Raw genomic sequence first — 25,287 nt, forward strand, 5'->3', positions numbered from 1 at the left:
TGGCCTTTCTACCCTACGATCAGCGCGTAAACGATGCCCGGACCGTGGACGCCGATGGTCAGGTCGTTCTCGATGTCCGCCGACCGGCTCGGTCCCGAAATAAAATGAATGCCCGCAGGCAGCTGCTCTCTTCCGGCGCGGTCGAAGTTCACAAGCACTTCTCCGAGCCTTGTGCGCAGCCGATCCGCCGGAATGACCGCGAACAGCACCGTCGGCAGCAGGCTGACCGACCGCCCCTTGTCCTGCGAGGACAGGACGGTGATCGAGCCGGTGTAGGCCGCGGCATAGTCCGCGATGACGACGCCGAAATCGGCCTCGGCCGCGCGTGCTTTCCAATACTGCTCGGGATCGCTGTTCCAGACCGAAACAGCGGCGTCCTGCAAAGCCTCTTCCAGACCGAGGCTGTCCAGCTCCGGCTGGTTTTGGCGAATGACGTACCTGGCGCTCATTTCGTCCGCTTTTTGTACGATGAATCGCTTGACTTCCTCCCAATCGCTCAGACGCGCCACATGTCCGCCCGCACTGCGGAAATTGTCCGTAAAGCGGTCGATCCGCTCTTCCGGTGACCATTCGAAATCGTGCCAGAAGTCCGGGGCTCCCTGGAAAGGACGGGCGGGCTTCTCCGTCACCCGCGGCCGCTTCAGCTTGCTCGCGATCCCGTTCATAAAAACCTGCTGCCGGGAGCGCGATTCCGCCTCCATCTGCTTAAGCCATTCCTGATGCGTATCAGCCATGATGATGCCCTCCTCCTTGTTCGCGCTTCTTCACAATATCTTCCATACGCTTCTTGATCGAAGGATCCATTTCCTTCAACTCGCGGTGAATTTCTTCGGCAAAAGTTCCCCATTGGTCGCGGAACGACTCCTTGGGCAGACTCGGGGTGACGCGGTAGCTGTTCCAGCCTTTCAAAGGTCCCAGCTTCAGCCGGATCACTCCGTCGCGGGCAACGAGCTTTTGGCCGATTTTGCCGAGCTTGAGCACTCCCGCAAACGTTTTGGAGCTGCCGGTCAAAGTCGAAAAACCTTTCATCCCGAACGATTCCAGCTTGTTGCCGTAGCCCCTTTCCACTTTGCGGCGGCGCAAAGCGACAAGCATGTCGTGCAGCGGGATTTTCACCGGACATGCCTCGTAGCACGCGCCGCACAGGCTGGACGCATTCGCGATGTCGTCCCATTCGGCGACATTTTTGTTCAGCGCCGGCGTCAGCACCGCGCCGATCGGGCCGCTGTACGTTCCGCCGTAAGAATGGCCGCCGATATGCCGGTAAACCGGGCAGGCGTTCAGGCAAGCTCCGCAGCGGATGCAGTTGAGCAGCTCCTGGAATTCCGGATCTCCGAGCTGGAGCGAACGGCCGTTGTCGACGATGATGATATGCATCTCGTCGGGACCGTCGGCATCCGCCTCCCGGCGCGGGCCGGTAATGCCGGACATGTACACCGTCAGCTTCTGGCCTGTCGCCGAACGCGGCAGCAGCGTAGCCATGACCTCCAGGTCCGACCAGGAAGGGATAATGCGCTCCATGCCCATGAGCGTAATTTGCGTTTGGGGAACGGTCGTCACCATCCGCGCGTTCCCTTCGTTCTCAAACAGCACCATCGAACCGGTTTCGGCGATGGCGAAGTTGCAGCCGGTCATGCCGATGTCGGCTTCGAGAAATTTTTCGCGCAGCTTTTTGCGGACGAAGCCGGCGAGCACCGACGTATCCGGGGGCAGCGTTTCGCCGGCTTCCTTGGACAGCAAATCGGCGATCTGGTAGCGGTTTTTGTGAATCGCCGGGATAATGATGTGCGACGGCGTTTCGCCAGCCAATTGGATAATGTACTCGCCAAGGTCCGTCTCGACGGCTTCCACGCCGATCGATTCCAGCGCATGATTCAGGTGCAGCTCCTCGCTGACCATCGATTTGGACTTGACGACGGACTTCGCCGCCTTCCGCTCCGCAATGGCCAGCGCGATTTTCACCGCTTCTGCGCCGGTATCGGCAAAATGGACATGAACGCCGTTCGCGCGCGCGTTATCGACAAACAGATTCAAATAATAGTCCAGATGGGCGATCGTATGCAGCCGGATTTGCCGTCCGCGCTCGCGCCATTCGTCCCAGTTTCCGTGCTCTTCGGAAGCTTTCTTCTTCCCTCCGCGCAAACGCTCGGTCGTAAAGCGCACCGCCTTGCGCAAAAACTCGTCGTTTAAAGCCAGCTCAGCCCGCTCCTTGACCGTGGATGCCGCCATATGCTTCGCGCTCATGCCTGGTTCACCCCTTCATACAGCAGTTCGGCCAAATGCATCACTTTGACCTTCTCGCCCCGGTAGCGCAAATTGCCGGCAATGTTCATCAGGCAGGCCATGTCGAGGCCGACCAGCACTTCGGCTTCCGTTTCCTTGACATGATCGACTTTCTCCGTAACCATCGCTCCGGAAATGTCCGCCATTTTCACCGCAAAAGTACCCCCGAACCCGCAGCAGTCCTCGGCAAAAGGCAGCGGCACGAACTCCAGGTTCTTGACGTTTTGCAAAAGTTCCATCGGCTCATCCTTGACGCCGAGCAGCCTGCTTCCGTGACAGGACGGATGATACGTCACCTTGTGCGGAAACACCGCGCCGACATCCGATACGCCGAGCACCTGCACGAGGAATTGCGTAAACTCGTACGTTTTTGCTTGCAGTTTCTCGGCTTTTTGCCGAAGAACGGGATCGTCTTTGAACAAATCCGGGTAATGATGAATCATGTACGTGCACGAACCGGAGGGAGAGATGACAAAATCGCTGTCTTCAAACGCTTCCAAAAGCGTTTTCGCAGACGCCCGCGCATCGTCCCAGTAGCCGCTGTTGTAGGCAGGCTGGCCGCAGCACGTCTGTACAGCAGGAAATTCAAGCTCTACGCCGTATTTGGCCAAAAGCCGGACCATCGATTGCCCGACCCGCGGAAACAGGGCATCGCTCAAACAAGTAATAAACAAAGAGACTTTCATGGGACACCTCTTTTACGAAGTAAAGTATGTTATCAGGTTATCAGACATGTTGGACAAACAGCAGAACCTGAATATTCGAATCAGGCTCCGCTGCTGTAATTATACGATATGATACTGCATGCCTCGATCTTTTAGTTGGCCTATCGTTTCGTCCGAAATGCGTCCGTCCGTAATCAGCGAGTCGACATCCTGGAATTCGGCCACGTGCGTAAAAGCCCGCACGCCGAATTTGCTTGCATCGGCCAGCAAAATGACCCGCTCGGCGATCTCGATCATCTTTTGCTTCACACGCGCCTGCATCTCGTTCGATTCGCTGATGCCGCGCTCCAAATGGACACCTTTGCAGGACAAAAACAGTTTGTCGACGTGATACGCGTCCAGAGAACGCTCGGCCAGCGGGCCGACATACGATAGCGACCGCTTGGCAAGCTGTCCGCCGGACGAAATCACTTCGATCTTTTCTTTTCCGGCCAGTTCCGTCGCCACTTTGATGGAATTGGTAAGAACGGTAAGCGGAATGTCGGGAAGGAAAGACGCCATGTACCATGCAGTCGAGCTGGCATCGAGAATGATCCGGTCATGCGGCTGAATGGACAGAACAGCTTTCTGCGCAATTCTTTTCTTCTCTTCGGCAAAGGTGACTTCCCGCTCGAAAAACGGCGTCTCCGACTGCTGCTCCTTCCCTTCCTTCACGCTGACCGCCCCGCCGTGCGACCGCCGCAGGCGGCCGGCAAGCTCCAGACGGTCCAAATCGCGGCGAATCGTCTCTTCCGTCACCTGGCACAATTCGCTTAATTCGGACACACGGATGCTCCCTCTTTCATTGACCAGCTGTACAATTTTTTCATAGCGCTCCGCGACCAACATCCGATAACCTCTCTCTAATCGTTATTCCTTAAGTCCTGTTGCATGAAGGAACCGGCCGTAGGCCTCCTCCCATGCTCCCCGGTCTTCGGGCTCGTAGACGGCGACCGGGAATGACTCCGCGATAACTTTGCGGGCTTCCCAAATGTCCGCAAACACGCCCTGGGCCAACCATTGCACGACCAGATTGCCGATAGCGCTGCCCTCAGCGGGGCCGGCCCATACCGGTTTGCCGATGGCATTCGCGGACCACCGGCACAGAAGCTTGTTCTGAATGCCTCCGCCGACCATATGCAGCCCGCCGAATTGCTGACCGGAAACCTGCTCCGTCATTTTCAACACATAACGGTATTTTAACGCCAGACTTTCCAAAATACAACGAACAACCTCTCCGGGCTGCTCAGGCGGCTTCTGCCCGGTTTGCAGGCAGTACTGCCGGATGCGCGGACTCATGTCTCCGGCATGCAGGAACGATGCGTCGTCCGGGTCGATCCAGGAACCGAATGCGGGCGCTTCCTCCGCCAGCTTCACGAGCTGAGGGAACGTGTATTCTACGCCGGAACGGTCCCATTCCCGCTTCAGCTCCTGCAAAATCCAGAGCCCCATTATGTTCTTGAGCAGGCGGAACGTATGTCCGACCCCGCCTTCGTTCGTAAAGTTCAGCTTCATAGACAGCTCGTTGATAACCGGACGATCGACCTCCGTGCCCATGAGCGACCACGTTCCGCAGCTCAAGTAAGCGAACGAGCGCTCCAGGGCGGGCACGGCCGCTACCGCCGAGCCGGTATCGTGCTCCGCAACCGCGATGACCGGCACTTCGGGCACGCCAAGCTCCGAGCTGACCGAGGACAGCAAACGGCCTGCATGCGCCCCGGGATGTACGACTTGGCCGAACAGTTCGCCCGGAATTCCGATCGCAGCGAGCAGCTCGCGGTCCCATTGCCCCAAGACGGGGTTGTACAGCTGCGTCGTCGTCGCGTTGGAAAATTCGTTCGTCATTTCGCCCGTCAAATAATACCGCAGCAGGTCCGGAATCATCAGGAACCGCCTGGCTTCTTTTAAAAACGGGGAATCGGCGACTTTCAGGGCTGCCAGTTGATAAATCGTATTAAATGGAAGAAATTGAATGCCCGTACGCTCGAAAATAAATTCCCGTGGAATCGTTTCGAGCACCTTCTCCATCGTTCCTTCCGTATGCAAATCCCTGTAATGGTACGGGTTGCCCAGCAATTCGCCGTTGCTGCCGACGAAGCCGAAATCGACCGCCCATGAGTCGATGGCGAGACTGTCCGGCGATACGCCGCGGTGCTTCGCTTTCAGCAGCCCCTGCTTGATTTCATGATACAACCGCAAAATATCCCACTGCAGACGTTTGCCGACCTGTACCGGATCGTTGGAAAAACGGTGAAGCTCCTCGACCTCGATGGTCCGGTCGGTCAAGCGGCCGAGCAGCGCCCGGCCGCTGCTCGCCCCCAGATCATACGCGAGGATGCTCACCAGCTCGCACCGCCCTTGCCTCTCACCAAAATTTGTTTGCCGTAGCCGCTTTCCAAATAAGCTTTCATCGGATCGACCGGCAAGTCCTGCTCTTCGCGAATAGCGTGAAGCAGCGGCATTACGTCGAACTCGAACGCTTTGCGCACGGCATTTTCGGCGCCGAGCACATCGCCGCTTATTTGCGCAGCTTCCACCTCTGCATGATCGATCAGCAGCGCTTTGGCGTACTGCGTTTGCACGTTGAGCACGGAGCGCAGCATCGCCGGAATTTTCGCCTCAATGTTGTGCGACTGGTCGATCATGTAAGCGATGTTGGCGACGTTGCTGCGAATTCCCGCATCGGCATCGCCCGCCGCATTCAGAATTTGATAAAAAATCAGGAACAGCTCGTATGGATTCGTGGTACCGACGATCAGATCGTCGTCCGCATATTTCCGGCTGTTGAAATGGAAGCCCCCTAGACGCTTTTCGTCGATGAGGTATGCGACGATATGCTCAATGTTCGCGCCCTGGAAATGATGGCCGGTATCTACGAGCACTTCCGCTTGCGGCCCCAATTTCAGCGCATAGTTGTAGGCCATTCCCCAATCCGCCAGATCCGTATGATAAAAAGCCGGCTCAAAACATTTGTACTCGATCAGCATGCGCATTTCCGGCGTCAAGGCGCTATACATGGCGCTCAGCGCCTCGAGCATCCACGCTTTGCGCTTGCGGATATCCCCTTGTCCCGGGTAATTCGTACCGTCGGCGAACCACAAGCTTAAATCGCGCGAGCCCGTCTCTTTGGCAATGTCGACGCACTCCAGCAGGTGGTCCGTCGCTTTGCGGCGAATCGCGGCGTCCGCGTTCGTCACGCTGCCCAGCATGTAGTCCTCGTCCTGGAACAAATTCGGATTGACGGCGCCGATCTTCAGCCCGAGGCTTTCGGCATGATTGCGCAGCTTGCCGTAATCGTCGACTTTGTCCCACGGAATATGGATAGCGACCGAAGGACACAAGCCTGTCAAGCCGTGCACCTGCGCGGCGTCGTCGAATTTTTCGAACGGATTGCGCGGTACGCCTGTTTTTTGAAACACTTTAAAACGAGTTCCGGAATCCCCGTAGCCCCAGGACGGCGTTTCGATTTTGAGCGCTTTCAACGTAGCTTTTACTTGGTCCAGATTGATTCCTCTTGCTTGCTGCTGCTCTTCGAATAACGCATAAGCGCGATCTGACATGTATATGCACCCTCTCAAAATGTTGTTCGTTTACTTGACCGGAAACGCCATGGTCGACATCAGCGTATTCTCGGCCTGCGTCGAGTCCAGACGGCTGTATTGGACAATGATCGGAATATCGCTTTGAACTTCTATAGCGTAAGGAACGCCGACCGGAATCGGCGCCCCCTCTTTATTCAGCGTGCTCGTGCGAATATGTTTCGTGCGTCTGGCAGGAACGACGACCAGAATGTCCTCCATCGGCTCCCGGTCTTCAAAATAAACCGTAAACCGGAGAAGCGCCTCGTCCGACGAGCAGTTCAGCACGCAAACCGACTCATGGCTCGTAAGCTCTCCCGAGCTTTTCTCCGGAATGTAGCCGTCCGGAATAAACCAGTACTTTTCGCCTCTAGCTTTGTACATACGCTCACTCCCGTTTATCGAGTAAATGCAGCCGGCACACCGCCGTCAATCGTCAACATGCAGCCTGTCGTTTTGTCTGACTTGGAGGATGCAAAGAACGCAATGCCTTCCGCGATGTCTTTGGGGAAAATGTTCACGAGCAGCGTCGTGCGCTTGCGGTAGTACTCTTCCAGCTGGTCGGGCTCGATGCCGTAAGCGGCTGCGCGCTCGTTTCTCCAGCTGCCGTTCCAAATGGCGGAGCCTTGCAGAATTGCATCCGGCAAAATCGTGTTGACACGGATGCCGAACTCGCCGCCCTCGGCCGCGATGCAGCGCGCCAGGTGCGCTTCAAGCGCTTTGGCCGCGCTGTAGGCGGTGGCGTTTTTGCCTGCGTACACCGAGTTTTTGGAGCCGATGAATACCATGTTGCCGCCGATGCCCTGCACTTTCATCTGCTTGAACGCTTCGCGGGCGACCAGGAAATAGCCTGTGCCCAGGACGTTAATGTTAAGGTTCCATTCCTTCAGCGATGTTTGGTCGAAAGGACTGGAAGTCGCAAGTCCGGCATTGTTGACGATGATGTCGACGCCGCCGTAGGCAAGCGCAGTCTCGGCGTAAGCGGCGGCGACCATCTCTTCGCTCGTCACGTCCATTTTTACGGCGATGGCGCGGTTTTCGCCGAATTTGTCGTTGATCTCGCCGGCAACTTTTTGCGCGCCTTCCAGGTTCAGGTCAGCTAGCACGACGTGAGCGCCTTCGGATACGAGACGGCGGGCCGTTTCGCTGCCGATGCCGCCAGCGCCGCCAGTAATGAACGCAACTTTGCGGGAAAATTCGGCCTCTGCAGGCGCAAGCGTCAGTTTATACAGCTCAAGCGGCCAGTATTCGACATAGTAAGACTCGTTCTCGCTGAGCGATACGAATTGGCCGAGCGCCGTTGCGCCTCGCATTACGGCGATAGCGCGGTGATACAGAGCGCCGCTCACTTTGGACATCGCCCAGCTTTTACCGGTATTGATCATGCCGATTCCCGGGATCAAAATAACGCGTGGAGCCGCTTCGAACATGACGTCTCCTTCGTTTTTGTTGCGGTCGAAGTAGGCTTTGTACTGCTCTTTGTAAGCGGCGATGCCTTCTTTGAGCTTCGTTTTCAGTCCTTCGATATCATCGGCGTTCGGCTCCCAGTTGATGAAGAGCGGAACGACTTTCGTATGAACCAGATGGTCCGGGCAAGCGGCGCCGACCTGGGAAAGCGACGGTGAATCTTGGCCGCCGACAAACTGCAGCACATCGGCCTCATCGTCGAATGTCAAAATCATTTTCTTGGCGTCGCTGACCGCTCCGCGAATCGCAGGCATCACTTCGGCCGCGATGCTGCGGCGCACTTCCTCAGGCAGCGCTTCGTATTTCGCTCCGCCGAACAGCTTCGCTTCATTAATACGGGATTCGATATAGGATTCCGCTTCGGTGATGATTTTGATCGTCTGTGCATAGGTGGCTTCGGACGTTTCGCCCCACGTGACGAGACCGTGCTTCTCCATCAGCACAAGCTCCGCTTTCGGGTTGGCGAGCACGCCTTCGGCGATCATTTTGGACAGCGTAAAGCCAGGGCGCACGTACGGTACCCACACGAAGCGGTCGCCGAAAATTTCGCGGGCGATTTCTTTGCCGTTGTCGGCACAGCACAGGCTGATGATGGAATCCGGATGTGTATGGTCAACATGTTTGAATGGCAAAAATGCGTGAAGCAGCGTTTCGATCGAAGCGCGGGGATGTTTGGAATCGATCATGCAATGAGTCAAGTAGCCGACCATTTCTTCGTCGGACATTTCGGACTTCTCGAACAGCGGACGAATGTCGTCCATGCGCAAGCCGGTAAAGTTGCCCGCTTTCATCGTAGCCAAATCGGAGCCGCTGCCTTTCACGTACATGACTTCGACATCACGGCCGCGGAAATCTTTGACAACCGTTTTGCTGGACGTATTGCCTCCGCCCCAGTTGCATACCCGGCGGTCCGATCCGATGATGTTGGAGCGGTAGACGAGCTCGTCAAGACCTCCTTGAAGCGCAGAAGCTTTCGTGTTATCCCACAAACTTTGTACCATGTAAACTACCTCCGACTTTACGTTCATTTTTGTATTTGTTTGTTTTTACTTGTTTTCATCTTACCATCTCTTTGTTTGGTTGTATATAAAAAAATAAAGAATTGCAAAGCTGCCGAAAAACCCGCCCGCATGCAGCCAGACACCCTATCGCCGCGCGTGGTTAGCCAACCGTCATTCGACGCCAAACCGCGCGCCGGGAGCTGCGCGCAGTGCGAAAAAGCGTGCAGAAAACCTGGGAAAGCCAGAATGTTGAAAAAGTGACTGGCTGAAGGGATCGGCGGGGGCGCAGCCGCTCTTACCCAACCTAATTCAGTCCAGTACGGGTTGCGGCGCTGAAGTGGGTCACGCTTCTCTTGCATGGGTTCCGGCGCTGAAGTAGGCCTCGCTTTCCCTTCTGGGTCGTTGCGCTGAAATGGGGGTGGACACGGCGGCTTGGCTGGGAGAAAGCCTGCAAAAGTGCAGGCTTTTTCTGTGAAAGTAGCTCATTTTGGCGAAAAGCCTGCGATTGTGCAGGAATTTTCGCTGAAAATGCACCAGAGCCCATGTTCGCGGCGAAAAGCCTGCACATTTGCAGGAATTTGACGCAGCGAGCGTATCCATCGAGCAAAAACTGCACTTTTGCAGGCTTTTTCGCGCAGCCAGGTAGATTGTGCGACCGGATCTAACGTGTGGGTTTCTGGTCAGCCTGCGCTTTATCCAACTGTTATATTGTAAAAACTTGAACCTGAAGCAATAGGACAGATTATTTTCATTGTGTGAGGGTGACGTTCACGGCGTCATGAGTGTTTTTGCAGGTTTGAACGGGTTTAAGCAAGTTGGGGCATAGTTGAGCGTGTTAAGCAGTTTGGGCGGTTTGGGCGGTTTGGGCAGTTTGGGCAGTTTGGGCAGTTTGGGCAGTTTGGGCGGTTTGGGCAGTTTGAGTAGGTTGAATAGGTTGAATAGGTTGAATAGGTTGAGCACGTTGAGCACGGTTGAGTGAGCAGATTGAGCGGGTTCGAGCAGTTGAGCACGTTTGGCACGTTTGAGCAAATTGAGCAGATTGATCAGCTTGCGGCTTTTGCCAAGCGGTTTCACGAATAACTGCGCCTGGGCCGCCCTCCTGCTGCCCTGACAAAATGTCGCGACTTGCTCCGGCAGCTCGAAATGCAAAGCTTGTTTATTTTTGTTTTCGTTTGTTTTTATCCGAACCAAAAAAAAGAAGAACGCCCCAAGACGCATATTGCGCTTGAACCGTTCTTTTCCAGCCTACCAGCGGCCGCTCGTACCGCCGCAGCTCCCAGCGCGCGGTATTGCGCTAAATGACGGCGGTCGGTCGATCACAGGATTATCTCCTTCGACTAATAAGTCAATTTGATTTGCAGCAGTCTGTCGTTTGCCGTCGTTCGCGTATATGCAGCCGAGGTGTAGCTTAAGCCGGCGATTCCGGTCACGGAAGCACGCGCTTTTTTCAAGTCCGCCGCTGCGCTGCCGCCGTGAAGATAACGAATCGTGATCTCCTGCTCGCGGTTATTGGCTGCGGCTTGCAATTTCGCCGTCAACTCCTTCAAATTCGCCGCGGTGTTCGCTTCGGATAAATAAGACAGGCCGAGTGAGTCGTACATATTGTTGTAAAAAGACGCTTTGCCCGGATCGGATTTCGTCAGCCCCGCCAAAGTCTGGTCATAGGACGTCTTGGCCGCAGGGTACGATTTGTTCCATGAATGATCCACTCTAAGCTGCGCATCGGTCAGATTGTAGTAATCGTAACTCACTTTGCCCGGGACATCGGGAACAGGGTCGTCCCAGGTCGTGTCCAGTTGATACCATGTGCCGTCCAACTGCACGAGATTCCAGGCGTGAGCGATTCCGCGCGCCCTGCCCTCTTCGATTTTTACGGGAATGCCCGCTTGTCGGAGCATTTCGTAGGCGATGAGCGCGTATCCCTGGCACACCGTCGTTCCCTGAAAAAGGCCGTCGTAGGCCGAATGCGATTTTAACGTCGTATCATAAGCAAGATTGCTTACGATCCAGTCGTGAATCGCCTTTTCCTTCTCATGGGCGTTCATGTCCGCGGTCAGTATGGTTGGCAGTACCTCGGCGATTTTGGTCTTTACTTGCGCGGTTTGCTCCAGAGTTTCCCAGTATGTAAATTGAAACGTGACGGCCGTCAAACCCGAAGACGTCGTCTTGGCTGTGAATCCGTATGTTTTTACCGTATAATGCACGTAATCGTCGGCATTCAGCGCAGCGTTCAGGGCGCGCGTCACCTCCGCCTTCAACGCGGACGCCTTACCGGCATACGCCACGTCCAATGAAGGCATACGGTTCGTTAATGCGCTGAGAATTTGCGATTGCAGCTCGCTTTCCGCCGCTGCGTCGGTGCTGGTCGCCGCGGCGGCGACGCCCGCCGTGCCCCCGGCCGCAGTGCCGGCAAATACCGCGAATGCCGCGCCGGTTGCCAAAAGTCTTTTCGCCAGTAATTTCATCGAATCCGCCCTTTCGGGAATCAAGTTTTGATCGTTTCCAAAATCGGTAGATTAATAGATTTACAGGAATACTATACCATATCCATCGACTGATTTCGACAAAATTAATGCGGGCGCTGCGGCAAATATGAACGGTCAAACAATAAACCTCCGGCACCGCACATGGCGGCAGCGGAGGTTCATAGATTTCATTTTATTTTCAAATCTTCCGGCCTGATCGACATCAGCTCCTGTTTGGAAGGCGTGCTTACGTACTGGCCCAGGAGACGGACCGCCTGATGGCGCATGGCCTTCTCCAGCACGTTCCTCACATATCTGGCATTGCTGAACGCTTTCCAGGTCATCGTTTTTTCCTCGATAAGCTGCTGCTTTAGCTTGAGAATCGTTTGCGGAAGCAGCACATACTCCCTGTCTTTTGCCATCGATTCAATGATCTGTATCAGCTGATCGACGCTGTAATCCTCAAAATCGACCTGAATGGGGAACCTCGAAGGCAGACCCGGATTGGTCGCGAGAAACTGCTCCATCTCGTCGGAATAACCGGCCAGAATAAGAATAAAATCGTTCTTCTTATCCTCCATCCCTTTTACTAGACAATCGATTGCTTCCTTGCCGAAATCTTTGTCCCCGCCCCTTGCCAGACTGTAAGCTTCGTCGATAAACAGCACGCCGCCCATTGCTTTCTTCATCAATTCGCGGGTTTTCAGCGCCGTGTGCCCGATGTACTCGCCGACCAGATCGGCCCGTTCCACCTCGGTAAAATGCCCCTTGCTCAGCACCCCCATGGCATGAAACATTCTGCCCATCAGCCGCGCTACCGTCGTTTTCCCCGTTCCGGGACTGCCTTTGAATATCATGTGATATACGTGCGCATTGCTGAGGAGTCCCGCTTCGGCGCGGAATTGCGAGATTTGCAGCAGCGCATAAATTTCGTGAACGAGCTCTTTCACGTTTTGAAGCCCGACCATTTGATTCAATTCTTTAAAAATGTCGGATAAGGGACCTTCCTGAGGGCTCCTTTTGGGCATCGTATGAGGTTCTGCATCCGCTATCGGCTGAGGTTCGCTGTTTCGCAGCACGATATTGATTTGGCGCGACGGGATTGTATGGTTTCGCTGATCTTTTGTAATGACTCGACCACTCATGTGTATCACCTCGTTTTCTAGGTGTTTTCAATATACGCGGGAGCCCAGAAGAAAGTTACATGCCTGCCGCTTGATATAAATCCCCGAGTGTAAAAGATTATTAGCAAATAATATAGTTTGCACTTGCAAACAAAGAAGAGAGGGGTCATTTCTCCTCCTTCATCATATTAGACGTACGGTTATTTTATGAAAACATCTTTACAAAACGCGGCTCCGATATTTTTAGCCCAAAATTTAACTGGGCAAGCATCCATTTGTTTGGATAGTACATAGGCTGATGTATCAAATGTTTTAGGAGGAGATTTTTTAATGACTTACCAACAACATCATCATGGGCATCACCATCACTATCCGCATCATTACCATGCATATTATCATCATCCACACCATTACCCTGCGTATTACCCATATTACTATCATCCCATGCATCACCATGCACATCATCATGCTTTCGTTCCTTTTGCCCATCATCACCCTCACTTCATTCACGCCCACGCGCATCACGCTCATCATGTTCATCATCCGCATATGCATATGCATGCTTATCATCCACACATGCATATGCATGCTTATCATCCGCACATGCATATGCACGCGCATCCGCATCATGCTCACCACGCCCATCACGTCCATCATGGCGCTTATTACGGGGGAGCGCAAGGCGTTTACCCAGGAGCTCCTGAAGTTGGAGGAGTTGCGGCACAACCTGAGACAGCCAATTATCCAACCACTTATCCAACTACTTATCCGACCGCTCAACAGCCTGCAGTCGGCGCTCAAGAAGTATACGGCAAAGGCAAATAAGCTTACGTTTCTCCGGTATGACCCTAAAATCAAAGATCGCCCGCATCTTGCCAGTTCGGCCAGGTGCAAGGCGATCTTTTTCATGAAGCTACTGGTAAGCGGAAAAGCCTGCGAAAGCGCAGGCTTTTTCCCTGAATCGGGTTCATTTTGAGAAAAAACCTGCGGTTGTGCAGGAATTTTTGATGAAAATGAATCTAAGCCCATGTTCGCGCCGAAAAGCCTGTACAATTGCAGGAATCTTTCGCAGCCAGCGCCTCAATCGGGCAAAAACTGTATTTTTGCAGTTTTTTTTCACGCAACCAAGCAGATTGTGCGGGCTTGGCTCTGGCGCGCGGGTTTCAGTTCAGCCTGACTTTTGCAGGCTCTCTCGCCCGCAGGGCCAAGTAGATGTGCTGACCCCTGGCGTTCGAGCTGTTCGACAGTCTCACTTTCGCAAATTTCCATGCGCCTTCCCGGCGACCGTGCGGCTCCGGCGGTACGTCAGCAGTCTGCGCAAAAGCCGCCGGGAGCGAGCTTCACTCTTTTGATGTGTACATTTGACTCGGGGTAAAATGCTCCACCACCGGAAAAGGATCATAAAAATGGTGCAGCAGCTTCCGCCATTCCTGGTATTGTTCAGATCCGCGGAAGCCGGACGTGTGGTCTTCCAGCGTCTCCCAGCGGACCAGCAGCAAGTATTTGTTCGGGTCCTCGACGCAAGCGTGCAGCTCGTGCGAAATGTAGCCTTTCATCGATGAAATGATGGACGAGGCCTTTTCAAACGCGGCTTCGAATTGTTTGGTTTTGCCTGGAATAACAGGCAGCATGGCGGCTTCGAGAATCATATCCGCACTCTCCCCTCCTGTCAGAAGCCGTCGGCTTCCTCATCTTGAAAATGTGACGTATCTCCGTGCAGGACGATATGCGGCCGGCCTTCCTTCCATTCCACAAGACTCAAGCAGGTCGGATAAAAATAAGGAGGATTCCAAAGCTCAGCCAGCGGCCTTTGTTCAAAATAGGCCATGATGATTTTAAGCGTTACGGTATGCGAAAACAGGCCGACCGTTTTTCCGGCATGCTCCTCAAGCAGCCGCTCCAGCGCCGGCAATACTCTCTCCTGCAACGCTTCGTAAGACTCCCCCGAATCAGGCTTGTACTCATGCGGCCTGCTCCAGAATGCACCGAAGCTCTCCGGCTGCTCCAGCTTGATTTCTTCCGCCAGCCTGCCTTCCCATGCGCCAAGGTGCATCTCTCTCCATACATCCGCCGCCTGAATGGGCTGTTCCCGCAGGCCGCGCACGATCCGCGCCGTCTCCATCGTCCGCCCGCTGCTGCTGGACAGCATCACATCGAACCGGACATCCCGCAGCGATTCCGCCAACCACTGCGCTTGCTGCCTGCCCTGCTGCGATAACGGCGAATCCGCATGTCCCTGCAACCTGCCTTGCAGATTCCACTCCGTTTCCCCGTGCCTGATCAAGTATAATCTCGTCGTCATCCGGTCCATGCCTCCTCTACATTTACGTCAACAGCAGCAAGGATACGAAATTGTCCGGTTCCAGCGGACCAAAATACCGGCGAAGCTCGGTGCCCGCCAACCTTTCGCGTATGGAAGTTTCCTCGTAGCGCACGCCCTTCAGCCGCTCTTCGAGCTCGCCGACATCCTGCACGCCGAAGAAATCCCCGTAAATTTTCAGCCCCCGGATCGTTCCTTCTTCAATGTCCAGCCGCACATCCACGGTGCCGACCTGTTCAAACCGCCTGGAGTTTTGGATCGTGCTTTTCGGCGATTTCCCGTAATTCCAGTCCCAATTCTGATAGCGCTCCTGCGAAAGCAGGTTGATCCGCTCCCAATCGTCCGCCGTCAGTTTGTAGCGCGGCACATCCGCTTCGTTCACCCCGAAAATCGATTCCAGCAGCCGCTTGCGAAAATCTTCGACCGTCATCGGCTGCTTCAAAAACTCGGCAATATTGGCGACCCGGCTGCGAATCGACTTAATGCCCTTGGACTGGATTTTATCCGGGTTTACTTTCAGTGCCGACACGACATTGTCGATCTCCGAATCGAACAGCAGCGTGCCGTGGCTGAACATGCGCCCTCTCGTCGAGAACTGGGCGTTGCCGGAAATTTTCCGCTCGCCGACCTGAATGTCGTTGCGTCCGGTCAAAGCCGCTTCTACGCCCAGCCCGCGCAGTGCCTGCACGACCGGCTCCGTAAACTTTTGAAAATTATGAAAAGACTGGCCGTCGTCCTTCGTAATAAAGCTGAAATTCAAATTGCCCAAATCGTGGTAAACCGCCCCGCCGCCGGACAGACGCCGCACGACATGAAGCTGATGCTCTCTCACATATTCGGGATTGATTTCTTCTATCGTATTCTGATTTTTGCCGATGATGATCGAGGGCTCGTTGATATAAAAAAGCAGATAAGTTTCGTCGTCGGGCAAATGCCGCAGCACATATTCTTCAATGGCCAGGTTGATTCGGGGATCGTGAATGCCTTCATTATCGATAAACAGCATGACTTTACTCTCCTTGCTCGTGTATTGGTTCGACGGGGGCCGACATCGTCCGGTTCAAGGTGGACATCCCCAGCGAATGATAAAACTGCACGGCGCGCTGATTAAACTCCCACACGTTCAGTTCCATGCTGGACGCCCCTTTTTCCCGGGCCCATTCCAGCGCCGCTTCGTAAAGCTTGGTACCGATTCCTTGCCTCTGATGGCCGGGAGCTACCGCCAGTTCGTTGATATGTCCGTAAATGCGCGGAACGAGGGCGTTATACGGAGGGCTTTTTTTCATTTCGGCCATGACGACCCCGACGACGGTTCCCTGCTTTTCGGCGACAAAAATAGCTTTATTTTCCTGATCGGAGAAGCTTCGGTACCAGCCCATGGCGACGACGCGGTCCAACCTGGCAAACAGCCCGGGCAGCGCTTCCGCATGCTCTTCTTGTCCGAAACGGATGATGGCGTTAACGGCCTCGTAATCTTCCGCCGCCGCTGTGTGGATTGTAACGGTCAACTGAAATCCCCCTCCCTATGTATTCTAGCTTACCGTAAAGAGCATATCTTTTCCAGCGGACCGCGAATATTGTCGAAGCTTCACAAAGCGATTGTATTAATATTCATAAAAATGTATAATCATAAAAATCGCAATCATTTTATCGAATAAAGGAGCATGGGAGATGAGAAAAAGCTGTGAACCGTTCCTCGCGCTCGAACGGATTGCCGCCCACACCTGGCCGGGCGAAGAAGCGGAAACAATGGGCGAGTGGCTCGTACGGGCGTCGCGCGGCGTTACGAAACGGGCGAACAGCGTGCTTGCTGCGGGAGAGTTTCCCCAAGACGGCCGATGGCTGGCGCGAATCGAGCAATTTTACAGGGAGCGGAATCTTCCCGCCTTGTTTCATGTCAGCGATGCCTCGCCGGACGGCCTCGACGAGCTTCTTGGCACGAACGGGTACGAAAAGGAAGTGCCCTGCCTCTTGATGACGGCGGACAGTCGGGAAGCCGCCGCCAAAGCGCAGCACGCGCTGAACAGCACAAAGCCAATAGCGGCGGAAATCGTCTGGTCCGGGCAGGCCGATGAACAGTGGACCCGCGATTTCATCCGGCTTGAACAGTTCCCAGCGGAGCGAAAATCGTTCTACGACGGCCTGTTCGAAAGAATGCCCGGCTGCAAAGGATTTCTCGCCCTTAAGCGCGAAGGCGAGACGGTCGCGCTCGGGACCGCCATCGCCCGGAACGGTTGGGCGGGGTTCATGAATGTCGTCGTCCGCGAGGATTGCAGAGGTCAAGGCTTTGGCTTGCTCCTCATGCATGCGATGACGGCATGGAGCGTTGAGCAGGGCGCGGACAACCAGTTTTTGCAAGTCATCGCGGACAACGAACAGGCAAACCGCTTGTATGAAAAGCTCGGGTATAAGCCTTTATTCGGTTATCATTACAGAGTCAAGTATGAATTGGAGCCGGCTGCATCATCCTAACAGGGAATACCGACAGGATGAAAGGGAGTAAGGCACATGGCAACAGCAACAGAGACGAAACCTGCATTTCCGGCGCAGCACCAGAACAAGCAGCCGGGCATCGAATCGGAGATGAACCCGCGCCCGGTTTTCGAGGATGCGCAGTACAAAGCCGCCGGCAAGCTGAAGGATAAGGTAGCGATCATTACCGGCGGGGACAGCGGCATCGGCCGGGCCGTCGCCGTCGCTTACGCCAAGGAAGGCGCGGACGTCGTTCTCGCCTATTTGAACGAGCACGGCGACGCGGAAGAAACGCACCGCCGGATCGAAGAGCTCGGCCGGAAATGTTTGCACATCGCCGGGGACGTGGGCGACGAGAACTTTTGCAAGCAGATCGTGAAGCAAGCCGTCGGCCAATTCGGGAAGCTGGACGTCCTGGTGAACAACGCCGGCGAGCAGCACCCGCAAAAAGTGTTCGCGGACATCACTTCCGGCCAGTTGGAGCGGACGTTCCGGACGAACATTTTCTCTTACTTTTATATGACCCAGGCGGCGCTGCCCCACCTCCAAGCGGGCAGCGCCATCGTCAACACGGCCTCCATTACGGCCTACCAAGGGAATGAACAGCTTGTCGACTACTCTGCGACCAAAGGAGCGGTCGTCAGCTTCACCCGCTCCCTTGCGCTGCAGCTCAGCGGCCGCGGCATCCGCGTCAACGGCGTAGCGCCGGGACCCGTCTGGACGCCGCTTATCCCGTCCACGTTCACCGCCGCGGAAGTCGCCAAATTCGGCGCGGACACGCCGATGAAGCGCGCCGGACAGCCGAATGAACTGGCGCCGAGCTATGTGTTCCTCGCTTGCGATGATTCGTCCTACATGTCGGGACAAATGCTTCACGTCAACGGCGGCACGATCGTGAACGGCTGAGCTTGATTCGCACCGAAAAAGGGCCGGACCCCGAGCGGAACAATCCACATGAGGTCCAGCCCTTTTTGTCGCCGGGTTTACAAGCCCGCTTTCAGCAGCAGCTTGGTCCATTCCCATTTCATGTAGGCGAACGTTTCCCGCCCTTCGTGGTACGGAAGGAACAGCACTTCCGAATCCGTCGTCGAGACGAGCGGATTGCGCAGTCCGACCGTTGTGGCAATGTCGAGGGCGCGCGATCCGTGATAGTTATGCGTGATGACCACGGAAGTAACGAGCCCCTGCCCGTCCATAATTTGCTTGCTGTAGAGCAAATTCTCGTACGTACTGGTCGCGCGCGGCTCCAGCAGAATAGCGCGGTCCGGGATGCCTTTTTGAACGAGGTAATTACGCATGCCTTCCGCTTCGGTCAATTTGGAGCCGTTATGGTCGAGTCCGCCCGTCACGATGAGCTTCGCGAATTTCCCTTCCTTGTAAAGCGCATAAGCGTGGTCGAGACGCTCCGTTAGGCCCGGGCTCGGCAAATCTTTGCGCAGCGCGGCGCCCAGCACGATCCCTACGTCCACTTTATCCGGCAAAGCCTGCTGCGGCCCGAACTGCACCTTCCATTGAATATAAACGACCCAGACGCAAAAGAGCAGAAAAAGCAGCAGCACCAGGCGTAAACCTGTTCGAGCCTTGCGCGCGAATCCGGCCGTTTTACCGGAGCGGCGGCGTGAAAATTTATGTACGGACTGCTGCTTGTTCCGGCTTTGCTGCATGTTCATCGTATAACTCCCTTTACTCTTTCTCCAGAAAAGCCTGCACATGGTCAAACAAATCTGCGGCGTCTTCACTGTGGCAAATCAAATGCTTCGACCTCGGATACCAATAGAGCTCCCTGTCTCCGCTTACTTTGCCGTAAATATATTTGGCGCTTAACGGATGAATGACCTGATCCCGCTGCGCTTGCGCAATCAAAGTCGGAACCGTAACCCGCGCGAACTCCGGCTTCAAATGCCGCACAAGCCGGGTAAATTGCCAGGTGGCGCGCAGCGGCGTCGATCGCGCTTTGTGCAAATAGTCCTGATCCTGGTGACGCCAATCCTCGCGCATCACCTGCAGCAGCCGTGCCGGACTGACGTATATGACCGCCGTATTCAGCAGCACGAGCCTGCGGACCGGATAGCGGACCGCCAAATAAGCGGCAAGCAGCCCGCCCATCGAAAAGCCGACCAAATCGAAAGTGCCGTACTGCTCCGCCATACGCTTCGCGTGCCGTTCGGCCGAACCGACCCAATCCTCCCAATGGGAGGATCGGAGCCCGTTCAGGTCTTCCCCGTTCCAGGGAAGCCTCGGCACAACGCACGGCTGTCCGCGGTATTCCAGATGCCTTGCCAAAGGCTCTACCTCGAACGGGCCGCCCGTGAAGCCGTGAAACAAAAGACATGGGCGCGTCATTGCCGAATCCGCCTCCTTGTTTCGCTCGCTTACTTCTCGGTAATCGCGATGGAGTCGATCGTAACTTTCTCCTTCGGCTTGCTTGCTTCACCCGTGGGGCTGGTTCCTACCGGCGTCGCGGCGATTTGCTGCACGACGTCCATACCGCTCGTCACTTTGCCGAAAATCGTATAGTTCGGCTGGCTGTTGAGCGACTTGGAGTCGTCGCCGGTGCAGATGAAAAACTGGCTGCCGTTCGTATTCTTCCCGGCATTAGCCATGGCGACGATGCCCGGCTCGTATTGATGGGCCTTCGACAGCTCATCCTCGAACTTGTATCCCGGACCGCCTGCGCCCGTGCCTTTTGGGTCCCCAGTCTGAATCATGAACGATTGGATGATCCGGTGGAACGTCAAATTGTTGTAAAAGCCTTCTTTGGACAGAAACACAAAGTTGTTCACTGTTTTCGGAGCGTCCTTGGCGAACAGCTCAATCGTAAATTTGCCCTTGGAAGTCGTAACCTCCGCTTGATACGTTTTGTTCGTATCGATCGTCATGTCCGGCGCCTTGCTCCATTGCTTGGCTGTTCCTTCCGCGGGAGCCGCGGGCTTGTTCCCACAAGCGGACAGCGCAACCGCCGCCGCAATTAATGCTAATGCAAACATCTTTTTCCGTGGAAAGTTCATTCGGGACATCCTCCATTGCAGCATAAAAGCTGGATCGATTGTTAGTTTTTCACGTTGTTTGTATTGTTCGCGTTGTTCGCATTGTTAACGTTGTTCGCGTCGTTCGCGCCATTCAAGGCGTCCGTACTGTTCAGACCGTTCGTGTTATTGATCCCGTTCGCCTTGGTCCCGTTCGGATTCAAGGGATCTCCGGGCTTATCCGCCTGGCCTCCCGCAGGTTTATCGGAAGGCGAAGCCGTCGGGCCGGAGCCCGGCGAAGTTCCGGGACTGGCCGAAGGGAGCGTAGTCGCTTTGCCGCCGGCCGTAGGCGATGCCCCCGGAGACTGCATCCCTGGCGACGGTGACGGTGACGGCGAGCCATGGTTCGCTCCGCTGCCGGGAGACGGCGACGGCGACATGGACGGCGTCGGCGATGTAATCAGCCCGTCGTCCTTGGGAACGGTGACGCTGATTTCATTGGACTTGCTGCCGGGGGCATTCGTATCCAGATTCACTGGAATTACGTAATATTGATACGTTTCTCCGCCGGTTACGGTCATATCGCTGACTCCCGTCGATGGAGACTCAAGCAGCAGCTTGGGATCCTGTTCCGTGGAGCTTTTCCGGAACACTTGATAAGCTGTCTTGTCGCCAAACGGTGTCCACGTTAATTGGACGGATCTTTTTTCCGGCACATACGCGCCTGCCAAATCGGTTACTCCGCTAGGCGGCTCTTTCAAATCAGGCACGCTGGCAGGCTTCGTAAAGCTGGAGGCAGGCTTGCCTGCAAGCGCCTTGGACATGACTTCCTTGAAAATGGCGGAGGGACTTCCGCTGCCGACCGTCACATAATGCTTCGCGTCGACCTTGTCGAATCCTTCCCATACGGCCGCGGTCCACTCCGGCGTGTAGCCGACGAACCAGACGTCGCGGTCATACTTCTCAATTCCTTTAATATCAAGTCCCGTCGATCCCGTTTTCCCGGCGACCGGACGGTCGAACTTCGCCTTCGCGCCCGTCCCGCCCTGCTCGACGACGCCTTGGAGCAGCAGCGTTAAATAATAAGCGGTCTGCGGCTTGATGACCTGCTTTTGATCCGTTTTGTACGTAGCGACATCTTTACCGTCCTTATCCGTAATCCGGACAATCGCGTGCGTTTTGTTCTGCACGCCCTGATTGGCAAATGCGCCGTATGCCGTCGCCATTTGCAGCGGGGAAACCCCGTCCGTCAAACCGCCCAGGGCGATAGCCAGGTTGCGGTCTTTCGTTTTGTTCAAAGGAATGCCCAGCTTGTTCGCGAAATCCATGACGTAACTCATCCCTTTGGCGCTGCTGATCTGGCTGAGCAGCCATACTGGGGCCAAATTGTACGACTTTTTCACCGCTTCGAACATCGTTACTTGACCGTGGCTCGTTCGGTCGTAGTTGCGGGGCGAATAATCGCCGAACGACGTCTGGGTATCATCCAGCTTGGAATACGGATTCCAGTCTCCCGTCTCCAGCGCCGGGCCGTAAGCCGCAATCGGCTTGAATGACGAGCCGGGCTGTCTTAGGGAAAATACACGGTTGAACCCTCGCGCCTGATAGTCCCTGCCTCCGATCATCGCCACCAGACCGCCGGTTTTATGATCGATAATGACCATCGAGCTTTGAATCTTTTGCCCGTCGGTAGCGTCTTTCTGGAACAGGCTTGCATTAGTGTACGTCTGCTCCATAGTTTGTTGCGCTTTCGGGTTCATCGTCGTATAGATCCGGTAGCCTTTGGACATCAGCTCTTCCTCGTCGATGCCGTACATATTTTCCGCTTCGTTAATGACGTAATCAACAAAGGTAGCGTAATTCGACGTCGTTGTGCGGCCGGTCGGAGGCACATAATCGATTCCGGCCGCCTCTGCGCGCTCCTGCTCGGTAATGTAGCCCTGGTCGGCCATCAGCTTGAGTACGACGCCGCGCCGCTCTTTGGACAAGTCCGGGTTGGCTAAAGGCGAATAGCGGGACGGCGCTTTCGGCAGGGCGGCGAGCGTGGCGATTTCCCACAGCTTCAAATCGTTCAGGTTCGATTTGCCGAAATACACCTTGGCGGCCGCCTTGATGCCGTACGCATTGCTGCCTAAATAAATGCGATTTAAATATTTTTCCAAAATATACTCTTTGCTATACTTTTCATCCAAAGCAAAGGCGATGGCCATTTCCGTACCCTTGCGGAAGGCCGTCTTCTCAGAGCTAAGGAAGACGTTTTTAGCGAGCTGCTGGGTGATCGTGCTTCCCCCTTCGACGGCGCTCATATGCATCACGTCTTTGACCAACGCGCGCCCGATCGCCCAGAAATCGACGCCGGAATGCTCCTTAAAGCGCCTGTCCTCGGTCGCGATAAACGCGTCCTGCAGTTGTTTCGGAATGTCTGCGATTTTGACACTTTCGCGGTTTTCCGCGCCTTGATACAGCTTGGCGATCTCGGTAGGCTCCGCTTTTCCTTCTTCCTGCGCAAAAACGAGCGATGATTCCGAGGAAATTTCTATCTTGTCAATGTTTTGATCCAAAATCTTGTAGCCGCTCATCAGGACGACGATGTAAACGCCCATTGCGCAAATGACGGCAAGTATTCCTGTAATGATCGTACCGAATATCAGCTTTCTTGCATTGAACGGTTTCTTCTTCTTGGTTTTTTTGGTTTCCTGAGGCTTCGTTTTGGTTGTATTTGCCAAATCCACCGACTCCCTCGTCTATAATCTCTAGGCTGATCAACAAAAGAACAACCTCGTGATCAAGGTTGCTCCTGCTTGTTACTATTCGATTAGACGTTCCCGCAAATTGAAAAGTTGCAAAATGCCGCCAATCGTTACTCGGATGCTTCCGCAGCGGCCATCAGCGAGACGGCTCTTTGCGGGGTAAAAGTTGAAATCGCATGCTTGTAAACCATTTGCTGGCGTCCTTCGCTGTCTATGATAATCGTGAAATTATCGAAAGCGCGAATAAGTCCTCTGATTTGAAACCCATTAGTCAAGTATACGGTTACGGGAATGCTTTCTTTGCGCAGTTGGTTCAAAAAATTGTCCTGGATATTAATGGATTTGTTCATCAGTAGGTCCCCCTTAATGGAATGAAACATCCGCCCGGTTGGCGCTATTTCAATGGTAATTGTTGTTGAATATATTCAATTTCTTGAACAAACTTTCCTGCTATTATATCATTAATCTTTTGGAAATGCGCAGAAAATTTTGCCGTATCCGTGACATCGATCCAATCTATGTCCTTCATGTGCCGAAACCAGGACAATTGCCGCTTGGCAAACCTGCGCGTATCCCGTTTCAGCAGCTCGACCGCTTCTTCATATGTGCGGAATCCGTCGAGGTAAGTGACGATTTCCTTGTAGCCCAGCCCTTGCATCGAGATGGCGTCTCTCGGACAGCCGGAATCGAGCAGGCTGCGGACTTCTTCAACGAGCCCTTCGCTCATCATCTGATCGATCCGCTCTTCGATGCGCCGGTAGAGCAGCGCCCGGTCCATCGTGAGGCCAATGATGCAGAGTTCGTAGGGCGACTCTTTTTTTTGCCCGGCCAGATGCTCCGACAGCGGCTTGCCGGACACATGGGCGACTTCCAGCGCCCGGATCACGCGCCTTCGGTCATTGGCATGCAGGCGGTCCGCGGTTTCCGGATCGATCTCCCTCAGCCTGCCGTGCAGCGCCTCGTCCCCGTACCAGTTCGCAAACGCTTCCTGCTCATTGCGGAAAGCTTCATCCATGCCGACGTCTGTGAATTGGTAATTGTAGCAAACCGACTCTATGTACAATCCGGTTCCTCCGACGATAAAAGGCAGCTTCCCCCGGGCATGAATTTCCGGGACGAGGCTTTTGACCCGCTCCTGAAATTCTGCCGCCGAAAAAGGATAGGACGGCTCGTGAATATCGATCAGATGATGGGGAACGAGCGCGCGCTCCTCCGGACTTGCCTTCGCCGTGCCGATATCCATCCCCCGGTACACCTGCATGGAATCGCCCGAAATGATCTCGCAATCGAATTTTTGGGCGATTTCCAGGCTCAGCTTCGTCTTGCCGACCGCCGTAGGGCCGATCAGCACGAGCAGCTTCGGCTTCGCCAACGCGTCTAACACAGTCGAATCACTCCATAAGTCGTTTTCGTATTGGAACGCAGCACCCGCTCGAAACCGAGGCGGGCAAACTCCTTGCTGTCCCTGTGCTCCTTGAGCACGATGCTTTTTCTGGCTACGCGCCGGGCCTGCTCGATCGCAAGCAGGCTGACCGCTTCGGGATTGGCCCGCTGCCGCAGGGGCGAGATCGAGCTCGATTCCCCGATCGGATTGCGGAACATCGGGTCAAAATAGACGATGTCCGCGCTCCCCGTCTCCAGCCGCTGCAAATAAGCGAGATGATCGGTCTGCCTGACAGCGATTCGGCGCATCGCTTCGTTAAGTTCGGGAATGTCGGATTCGTACGCCGACAGCCCTTCGCGGATGAGCATGGCCGGAACCGGCTCGCTCTCCAATGCCGTCACTTGCCCGGCGGCGCCGACGGCAAACGAAAACACAATCGCATCGGAAGCCAGCCCCGCCGTACAGTCGATCACCGAATCGCCTGCCGCCGCGCCGGATGCGTCGAGCAGCAAATCGGATTCGCCGCGAAGCAGCCGCTTGATTCGCACCTGCGCCATGCTCGGATGAAAAAATAACGCAGGCATATCTCCTACATAGTACCTGATCTCTTCCTTCGTCACAAGCAGAAGCGAATCGTCGCCTTGCTTTTGTCTGATTTGCCGCAGGGAATCCCGGCCCCGCGCAACCAGACGCCCGCCGTATTCCTCCGCCAGCCGGCGTGCTTTGGCAAGCGCTTCGCCTGACGGTTCGTAAGATGTCGTTACAAGCACGAG

At 55.0% G+C, this 25,287-nt stretch carries 26 protein-coding genes; 3 read left to right on the forward strand and 23 right to left on the reverse strand.

Features of this window, described 5'->3' with window-relative positions; all coding sequences use genetic code 11:
• Positions 1-8: 8 nt before the first annotated feature.
• The 12 genes from AC0LWT_RS13380 to AC0LWT_RS13435 all read right to left on the reverse strand — a co-directional run bounded on the left by AC0LWT_RS13380 (position 9) and on the right by AC0LWT_RS13435 (position 12,643).
• Positions 9-734 carry a LutC/YkgG family protein gene (locus AC0LWT_RS13380; RefSeq protein WP_474681755.1) on the reverse strand — a complete coding sequence of 242 codons (726 nt, stop codon included), beginning with the start codon at positions 732-734 and terminating at the stop codon, positions 9-11.
• Entirely contained in the window at positions 727-2,244 is a 1,518-nt protein-coding gene (locus tag AC0LWT_RS13385; protein WP_474681756.1) for a LutB/LldF family L-lactate oxidation iron-sulfur protein, read from the reverse strand. The genes AC0LWT_RS13380 and AC0LWT_RS13385 overlap by 8 nt, the downstream gene beginning before the upstream one ends.
• Positions 2,241-2,969, reverse strand: a complete 729-nt coding sequence (locus AC0LWT_RS13390; protein WP_474681757.1) for a (Fe-S)-binding protein — start codon at positions 2,967-2,969, stop codon at positions 2,241-2,243. Before AC0LWT_RS13390 ends, AC0LWT_RS13385 begins: the two co-directional genes overlap by 4 nt.
• 99 nt (positions 2,970-3,068) lie before the next feature.
• Positions 3,069-3,836 carry a DeoR/GlpR family DNA-binding transcription regulator gene (locus tag AC0LWT_RS13395; protein WP_474681758.1) on the reverse strand — a complete coding sequence of 256 codons (768 nt, stop codon included), beginning with the start codon at positions 3,834-3,836 and terminating at the stop codon, positions 3,069-3,071.
• Between the two features lie 21 nt (positions 3,837-3,857).
• Positions 3,858-5,330, reverse strand: coding sequence for a rhamnulokinase (locus AC0LWT_RS13400; protein WP_474681759.1), 1,473 nt, complete (start codon positions 5,328-5,330; stop codon positions 3,858-3,860).
• On the reverse strand, positions 5,327-6,547 hold the full coding sequence (gene rhaI / locus AC0LWT_RS13405; RefSeq protein WP_474681760.1) for an L-rhamnose isomerase: 1,221 nt from the start codon (positions 6,545-6,547) through the stop codon (positions 5,327-5,329). The genes AC0LWT_RS13400 and rhaI overlap by 4 nt, the downstream gene beginning before the upstream one ends.
• Positions 6,548-6,577: 30 nt before the next feature.
• The gene (locus AC0LWT_RS13410) at positions 6,578-6,949 is read right to left on the reverse strand and encodes a sensory rhodopsin transducer (protein WP_474681761.1); all 372 of its coding nucleotides are present in this window, start codon (positions 6,947-6,949) and stop codon (positions 6,578-6,580) included.
• A 14-nt stretch (positions 6,950-6,963) separates the two neighbouring features.
• The gene (locus AC0LWT_RS13415) at positions 6,964-9,033 is read right to left on the reverse strand and encodes a bifunctional aldolase/short-chain dehydrogenase (protein WP_474681762.1); all 2,070 of its coding nucleotides are present in this window, start codon (positions 9,031-9,033) and stop codon (positions 6,964-6,966) included.
• A 23-nt stretch (positions 9,034-9,056) separates the two neighbouring features.
• Positions 9,057-9,392: a hypothetical protein gene (locus tag AC0LWT_RS13420; protein ID WP_474681763.1), complete on the reverse strand. Its 336-nt coding sequence runs from the start codon at positions 9,390-9,392 to the stop codon at positions 9,057-9,059.
• Between the two features lie 409 nt (positions 9,393-9,801).
• Entirely contained in the window at positions 9,802-10,224 is a 423-nt protein-coding gene (locus AC0LWT_RS13425; protein WP_474681764.1) for a hypothetical protein, read from the reverse strand.
• Between the two features lie 146 nt (positions 10,225-10,370).
• Positions 10,371-11,498, reverse strand: a complete 1,128-nt coding sequence (locus tag AC0LWT_RS13430) for a transglutaminase domain-containing protein (RefSeq protein ID WP_474681765.1) — start codon at positions 11,496-11,498, stop codon at positions 10,371-10,373.
• Positions 11,499-11,686: 188 nt separating this feature from the next.
• Positions 11,687-12,643 (reverse strand): AAA family ATPase, encoded by a 957-nt coding sequence (locus AC0LWT_RS13435; RefSeq protein ID WP_474681766.1) that lies wholly within the window; start codon positions 12,641-12,643, stop codon positions 11,687-11,689.
• Positions 12,644-12,974: 331 nt separating this feature from the next.
• On the opposite strand from AC0LWT_RS13435, the gene AC0LWT_RS13440 reads away from it, so the two are divergent.
• Positions 12,975-13,598, forward strand: a complete 624-nt coding sequence (locus AC0LWT_RS13440) for a hypothetical protein (protein WP_474681767.1) — start codon at positions 12,975-12,977, stop codon at positions 13,596-13,598.
• Positions 13,599-13,962: 364 nt separating this feature from the next.
• On the opposite strand, the gene AC0LWT_RS13445 is transcribed toward AC0LWT_RS13440, so the two are convergent.
• Genes AC0LWT_RS13445 through AC0LWT_RS13460 form a run of 4 tightly spaced genes read right to left on the reverse strand, consistent with a single transcriptional unit; the run spans position 13,963 to position 16,450 of the window.
• Positions 13,963-14,271 carry an antibiotic biosynthesis monooxygenase family protein gene (locus AC0LWT_RS13445; RefSeq protein WP_474681768.1) on the reverse strand — a complete coding sequence of 103 codons (309 nt, stop codon included), beginning with the start codon at positions 14,269-14,271 and terminating at the stop codon, positions 13,963-13,965.
• A 20-nt stretch (positions 14,272-14,291) separates the two neighbouring features.
• Entirely contained in the window at positions 14,292-14,924 is a 633-nt protein-coding gene (locus AC0LWT_RS13450; RefSeq protein ID WP_474681769.1) for a histidine phosphatase family protein, read from the reverse strand.
• Between the two features lie 22 nt (positions 14,925-14,946).
• Positions 14,947-15,948 (reverse strand): lipoate--protein ligase, encoded by a 1,002-nt coding sequence (gene lplA / locus AC0LWT_RS13455; protein WP_474681770.1) that lies wholly within the window; start codon positions 15,946-15,948, stop codon positions 14,947-14,949.
• 4 nt (positions 15,949-15,952) lie between these two features.
• On the reverse strand, positions 15,953-16,450 hold the full coding sequence (locus AC0LWT_RS13460) for a GNAT family N-acetyltransferase (RefSeq protein ID WP_474681771.1): 498 nt from the start codon (positions 16,448-16,450) through the stop codon (positions 15,953-15,955).
• A 163-nt stretch (positions 16,451-16,613) separates the two neighbouring features.
• Here AC0LWT_RS13460 and AC0LWT_RS13465 point away from each other — a divergent pair, with 163 nt between their 5' ends.
• Together AC0LWT_RS13465 and AC0LWT_RS13470 are read left to right on the forward strand one after the other, a co-directional pair.
• Positions 16,614-17,414, forward strand: coding sequence for a GNAT family N-acetyltransferase (locus tag AC0LWT_RS13465; protein ID WP_474681772.1), 801 nt, complete (start codon positions 16,614-16,616; stop codon positions 17,412-17,414).
• 36 nt (positions 17,415-17,450) lie between these two features.
• Entirely contained in the window at positions 17,451-18,320 is an 870-nt protein-coding gene (locus AC0LWT_RS13470) for an SDR family oxidoreductase (RefSeq protein ID WP_474681773.1), read from the forward strand.
• 77 nt (positions 18,321-18,397) lie between these two features.
• Here AC0LWT_RS13470 and AC0LWT_RS13475 read toward each other — a convergent pair whose 3' ends face one another.
• The 7 genes from AC0LWT_RS13475 to AC0LWT_RS13505 all read right to left on the reverse strand — a co-directional run bounded on the left by AC0LWT_RS13475 (position 18,398) and on the right by AC0LWT_RS13505 (position 25,284).
• A complete protein-coding gene (locus AC0LWT_RS13475; RefSeq protein ID WP_474681774.1) occupies positions 18,398-19,084 on the reverse strand; it encodes a YdcF family protein in 687 nt (228 codons plus the stop codon).
• A 13-nt stretch (positions 19,085-19,097) separates the two neighbouring features.
• Positions 19,098-19,757, reverse strand: a complete 660-nt coding sequence (locus AC0LWT_RS13480; protein WP_474681775.1) for an alpha/beta hydrolase — start codon at positions 19,755-19,757, stop codon at positions 19,098-19,100.
• A 29-nt stretch (positions 19,758-19,786) separates the two neighbouring features.
• The gene (locus tag AC0LWT_RS13485; protein WP_474681776.1) at positions 19,787-20,431 is read right to left on the reverse strand and encodes a peptidylprolyl isomerase; all 645 of its coding nucleotides are present in this window, start codon (positions 20,429-20,431) and stop codon (positions 19,787-19,789) included.
• A 32-nt stretch (positions 20,432-20,463) separates the two neighbouring features.
• Entirely contained in the window at positions 20,464-23,106 is a 2,643-nt protein-coding gene (locus AC0LWT_RS13490; protein ID WP_474681777.1) for a transglycosylase domain-containing protein, read from the reverse strand.
• A 134-nt stretch (positions 23,107-23,240) separates the two neighbouring features.
• Positions 23,241-23,480, reverse strand: coding sequence for an RNA chaperone Hfq (gene hfq / locus AC0LWT_RS13495; RefSeq protein ID WP_147946297.1), 240 nt, complete (start codon positions 23,478-23,480; stop codon positions 23,241-23,243).
• 44 nt (positions 23,481-23,524) lie between these two features.
• Entirely contained in the window at positions 23,525-24,514 is a 990-nt protein-coding gene (gene miaA / locus AC0LWT_RS13500; protein ID WP_474681778.1) for a tRNA (adenosine(37)-N6)-dimethylallyltransferase MiaA, read from the reverse strand.
• Complete coding sequence (locus AC0LWT_RS13505; RefSeq protein ID WP_474681779.1) at positions 24,508-25,284, reverse strand: class I SAM-dependent methyltransferase; 777 nt, start codon at positions 25,282-25,284, stop codon at positions 24,508-24,510. Before AC0LWT_RS13505 ends, miaA begins: the two co-directional genes overlap by 7 nt.
• Positions 25,285-25,287 lie beyond the last annotated feature (3 nt).

The organism is Paenibacillus sp. sgz302164 (assembly GCF_056120505.1).

What these genes read in the sequence shown, in the direction of transcription:
- AC0LWT_RS13380 (WP_474681755.1), bottom strand. Translation starts at nt 734, where the DNA reads ATGGCTGATACGCATCAGGAATGGCTTAAGCAGATGGAGGCGGAATCG.
- AC0LWT_RS13385 (WP_474681756.1), bottom strand. Translation starts at nt 2,244, where the DNA reads ATGAGCGCGAAGCATATGGCGGCATCCACGGTCAAGGAGCGGGCTGAG.
- AC0LWT_RS13390 (WP_474681757.1), bottom strand. Translation starts at nt 2,969, where the DNA reads ATGAAAGTCTCTTTGTTTATTACTTGTTTGAGCGATGCCCTGTTTCCG.
- AC0LWT_RS13395 (WP_474681758.1), bottom strand. Translation starts at nt 3,836, where the DNA reads ATGTTGGTCGCGGAGCGCTATGAAAAAATTGTACAGCTGGTCAATGAA.
- rhaI (WP_474681760.1), bottom strand. Translation starts at nt 6,547, where the DNA reads ATGTCAGATCGCGCTTATGCGTTATTCGAAGAGCAGCAGCAAGCAAGA.
- AC0LWT_RS13410 (WP_474681761.1), bottom strand. Translation starts at nt 6,949, where the DNA reads ATGTACAAAGCTAGAGGCGAAAAGTACTGGTTTATTCCGGACGGCTAC.
- AC0LWT_RS13415 (WP_474681762.1), bottom strand. Translation starts at nt 9,033, where the DNA reads ATGGTACAAAGTTTGTGGGATAACACGAAAGCTTCTGCGCTTCAAGGA.
- AC0LWT_RS13420 (WP_474681763.1), bottom strand. Translation starts at nt 9,392, where the DNA reads ATGCAAGAGAAGCGTGACCCACTTCAGCGCCGCAACCCGTACTGGACT.
- AC0LWT_RS13430 (WP_474681765.1), bottom strand. Translation starts at nt 11,498, where the DNA reads ATGAAATTACTGGCGAAAAGACTTTTGGCAACCGGCGCGGCATTCGCG.
- AC0LWT_RS13435 (WP_474681766.1), bottom strand. Translation starts at nt 12,643, where the DNA reads ATGAGTGGTCGAGTCATTACAAAAGATCAGCGAAACCATACAATCCCG.
- AC0LWT_RS13440 (WP_474681767.1), top strand. Translation starts at nt 12,975, where the DNA reads ATGGGCATCACCATCACTATCCGCATCATTACCATGCATATTATCATC.
- AC0LWT_RS13445 (WP_474681768.1), bottom strand. Translation starts at nt 14,271, where the DNA reads ATGATTCTCGAAGCCGCCATGCTGCCTGTTATTCCAGGCAAAACCAAA.
- AC0LWT_RS13450 (WP_474681769.1), bottom strand. Translation starts at nt 14,924, where the DNA reads ATGACGACGAGATTATACTTGATCAGGCACGGGGAAACGGAGTGGAAT.
- lplA (WP_474681770.1), bottom strand. Translation starts at nt 15,948, where the DNA reads ATGCTGTTTATCGATAATGAAGGCATTCACGATCCCCGAATCAACCTG.
- AC0LWT_RS13465 (WP_474681772.1), top strand. Translation starts at nt 16,614, where the DNA reads ATGAGAAAAAGCTGTGAACCGTTCCTCGCGCTCGAACGGATTGCCGCC.
- AC0LWT_RS13470 (WP_474681773.1), top strand. Translation starts at nt 17,451, where the DNA reads ATGGCAACAGCAACAGAGACGAAACCTGCATTTCCGGCGCAGCACCAG.
- AC0LWT_RS13475 (WP_474681774.1), bottom strand. Translation starts at nt 19,084, where the DNA reads ATGAACATGCAGCAAAGCCGGAACAAGCAGCAGTCCGTACATAAATTT.
- AC0LWT_RS13480 (WP_474681775.1), bottom strand. Translation starts at nt 19,757, where the DNA reads ATGACGCGCCCATGTCTTTTGTTTCACGGCTTCACGGGCGGCCCGTTC.
- AC0LWT_RS13485 (WP_474681776.1), bottom strand. Translation starts at nt 20,431, where the DNA reads ATGTCCCGAATGAACTTTCCACGGAAAAAGATGTTTGCATTAGCATTA.
- hfq (WP_147946297.1), bottom strand. Translation starts at nt 23,480, where the DNA reads ATGAACAAATCCATTAATATCCAGGACAATTTTTTGAACCAACTGCGC.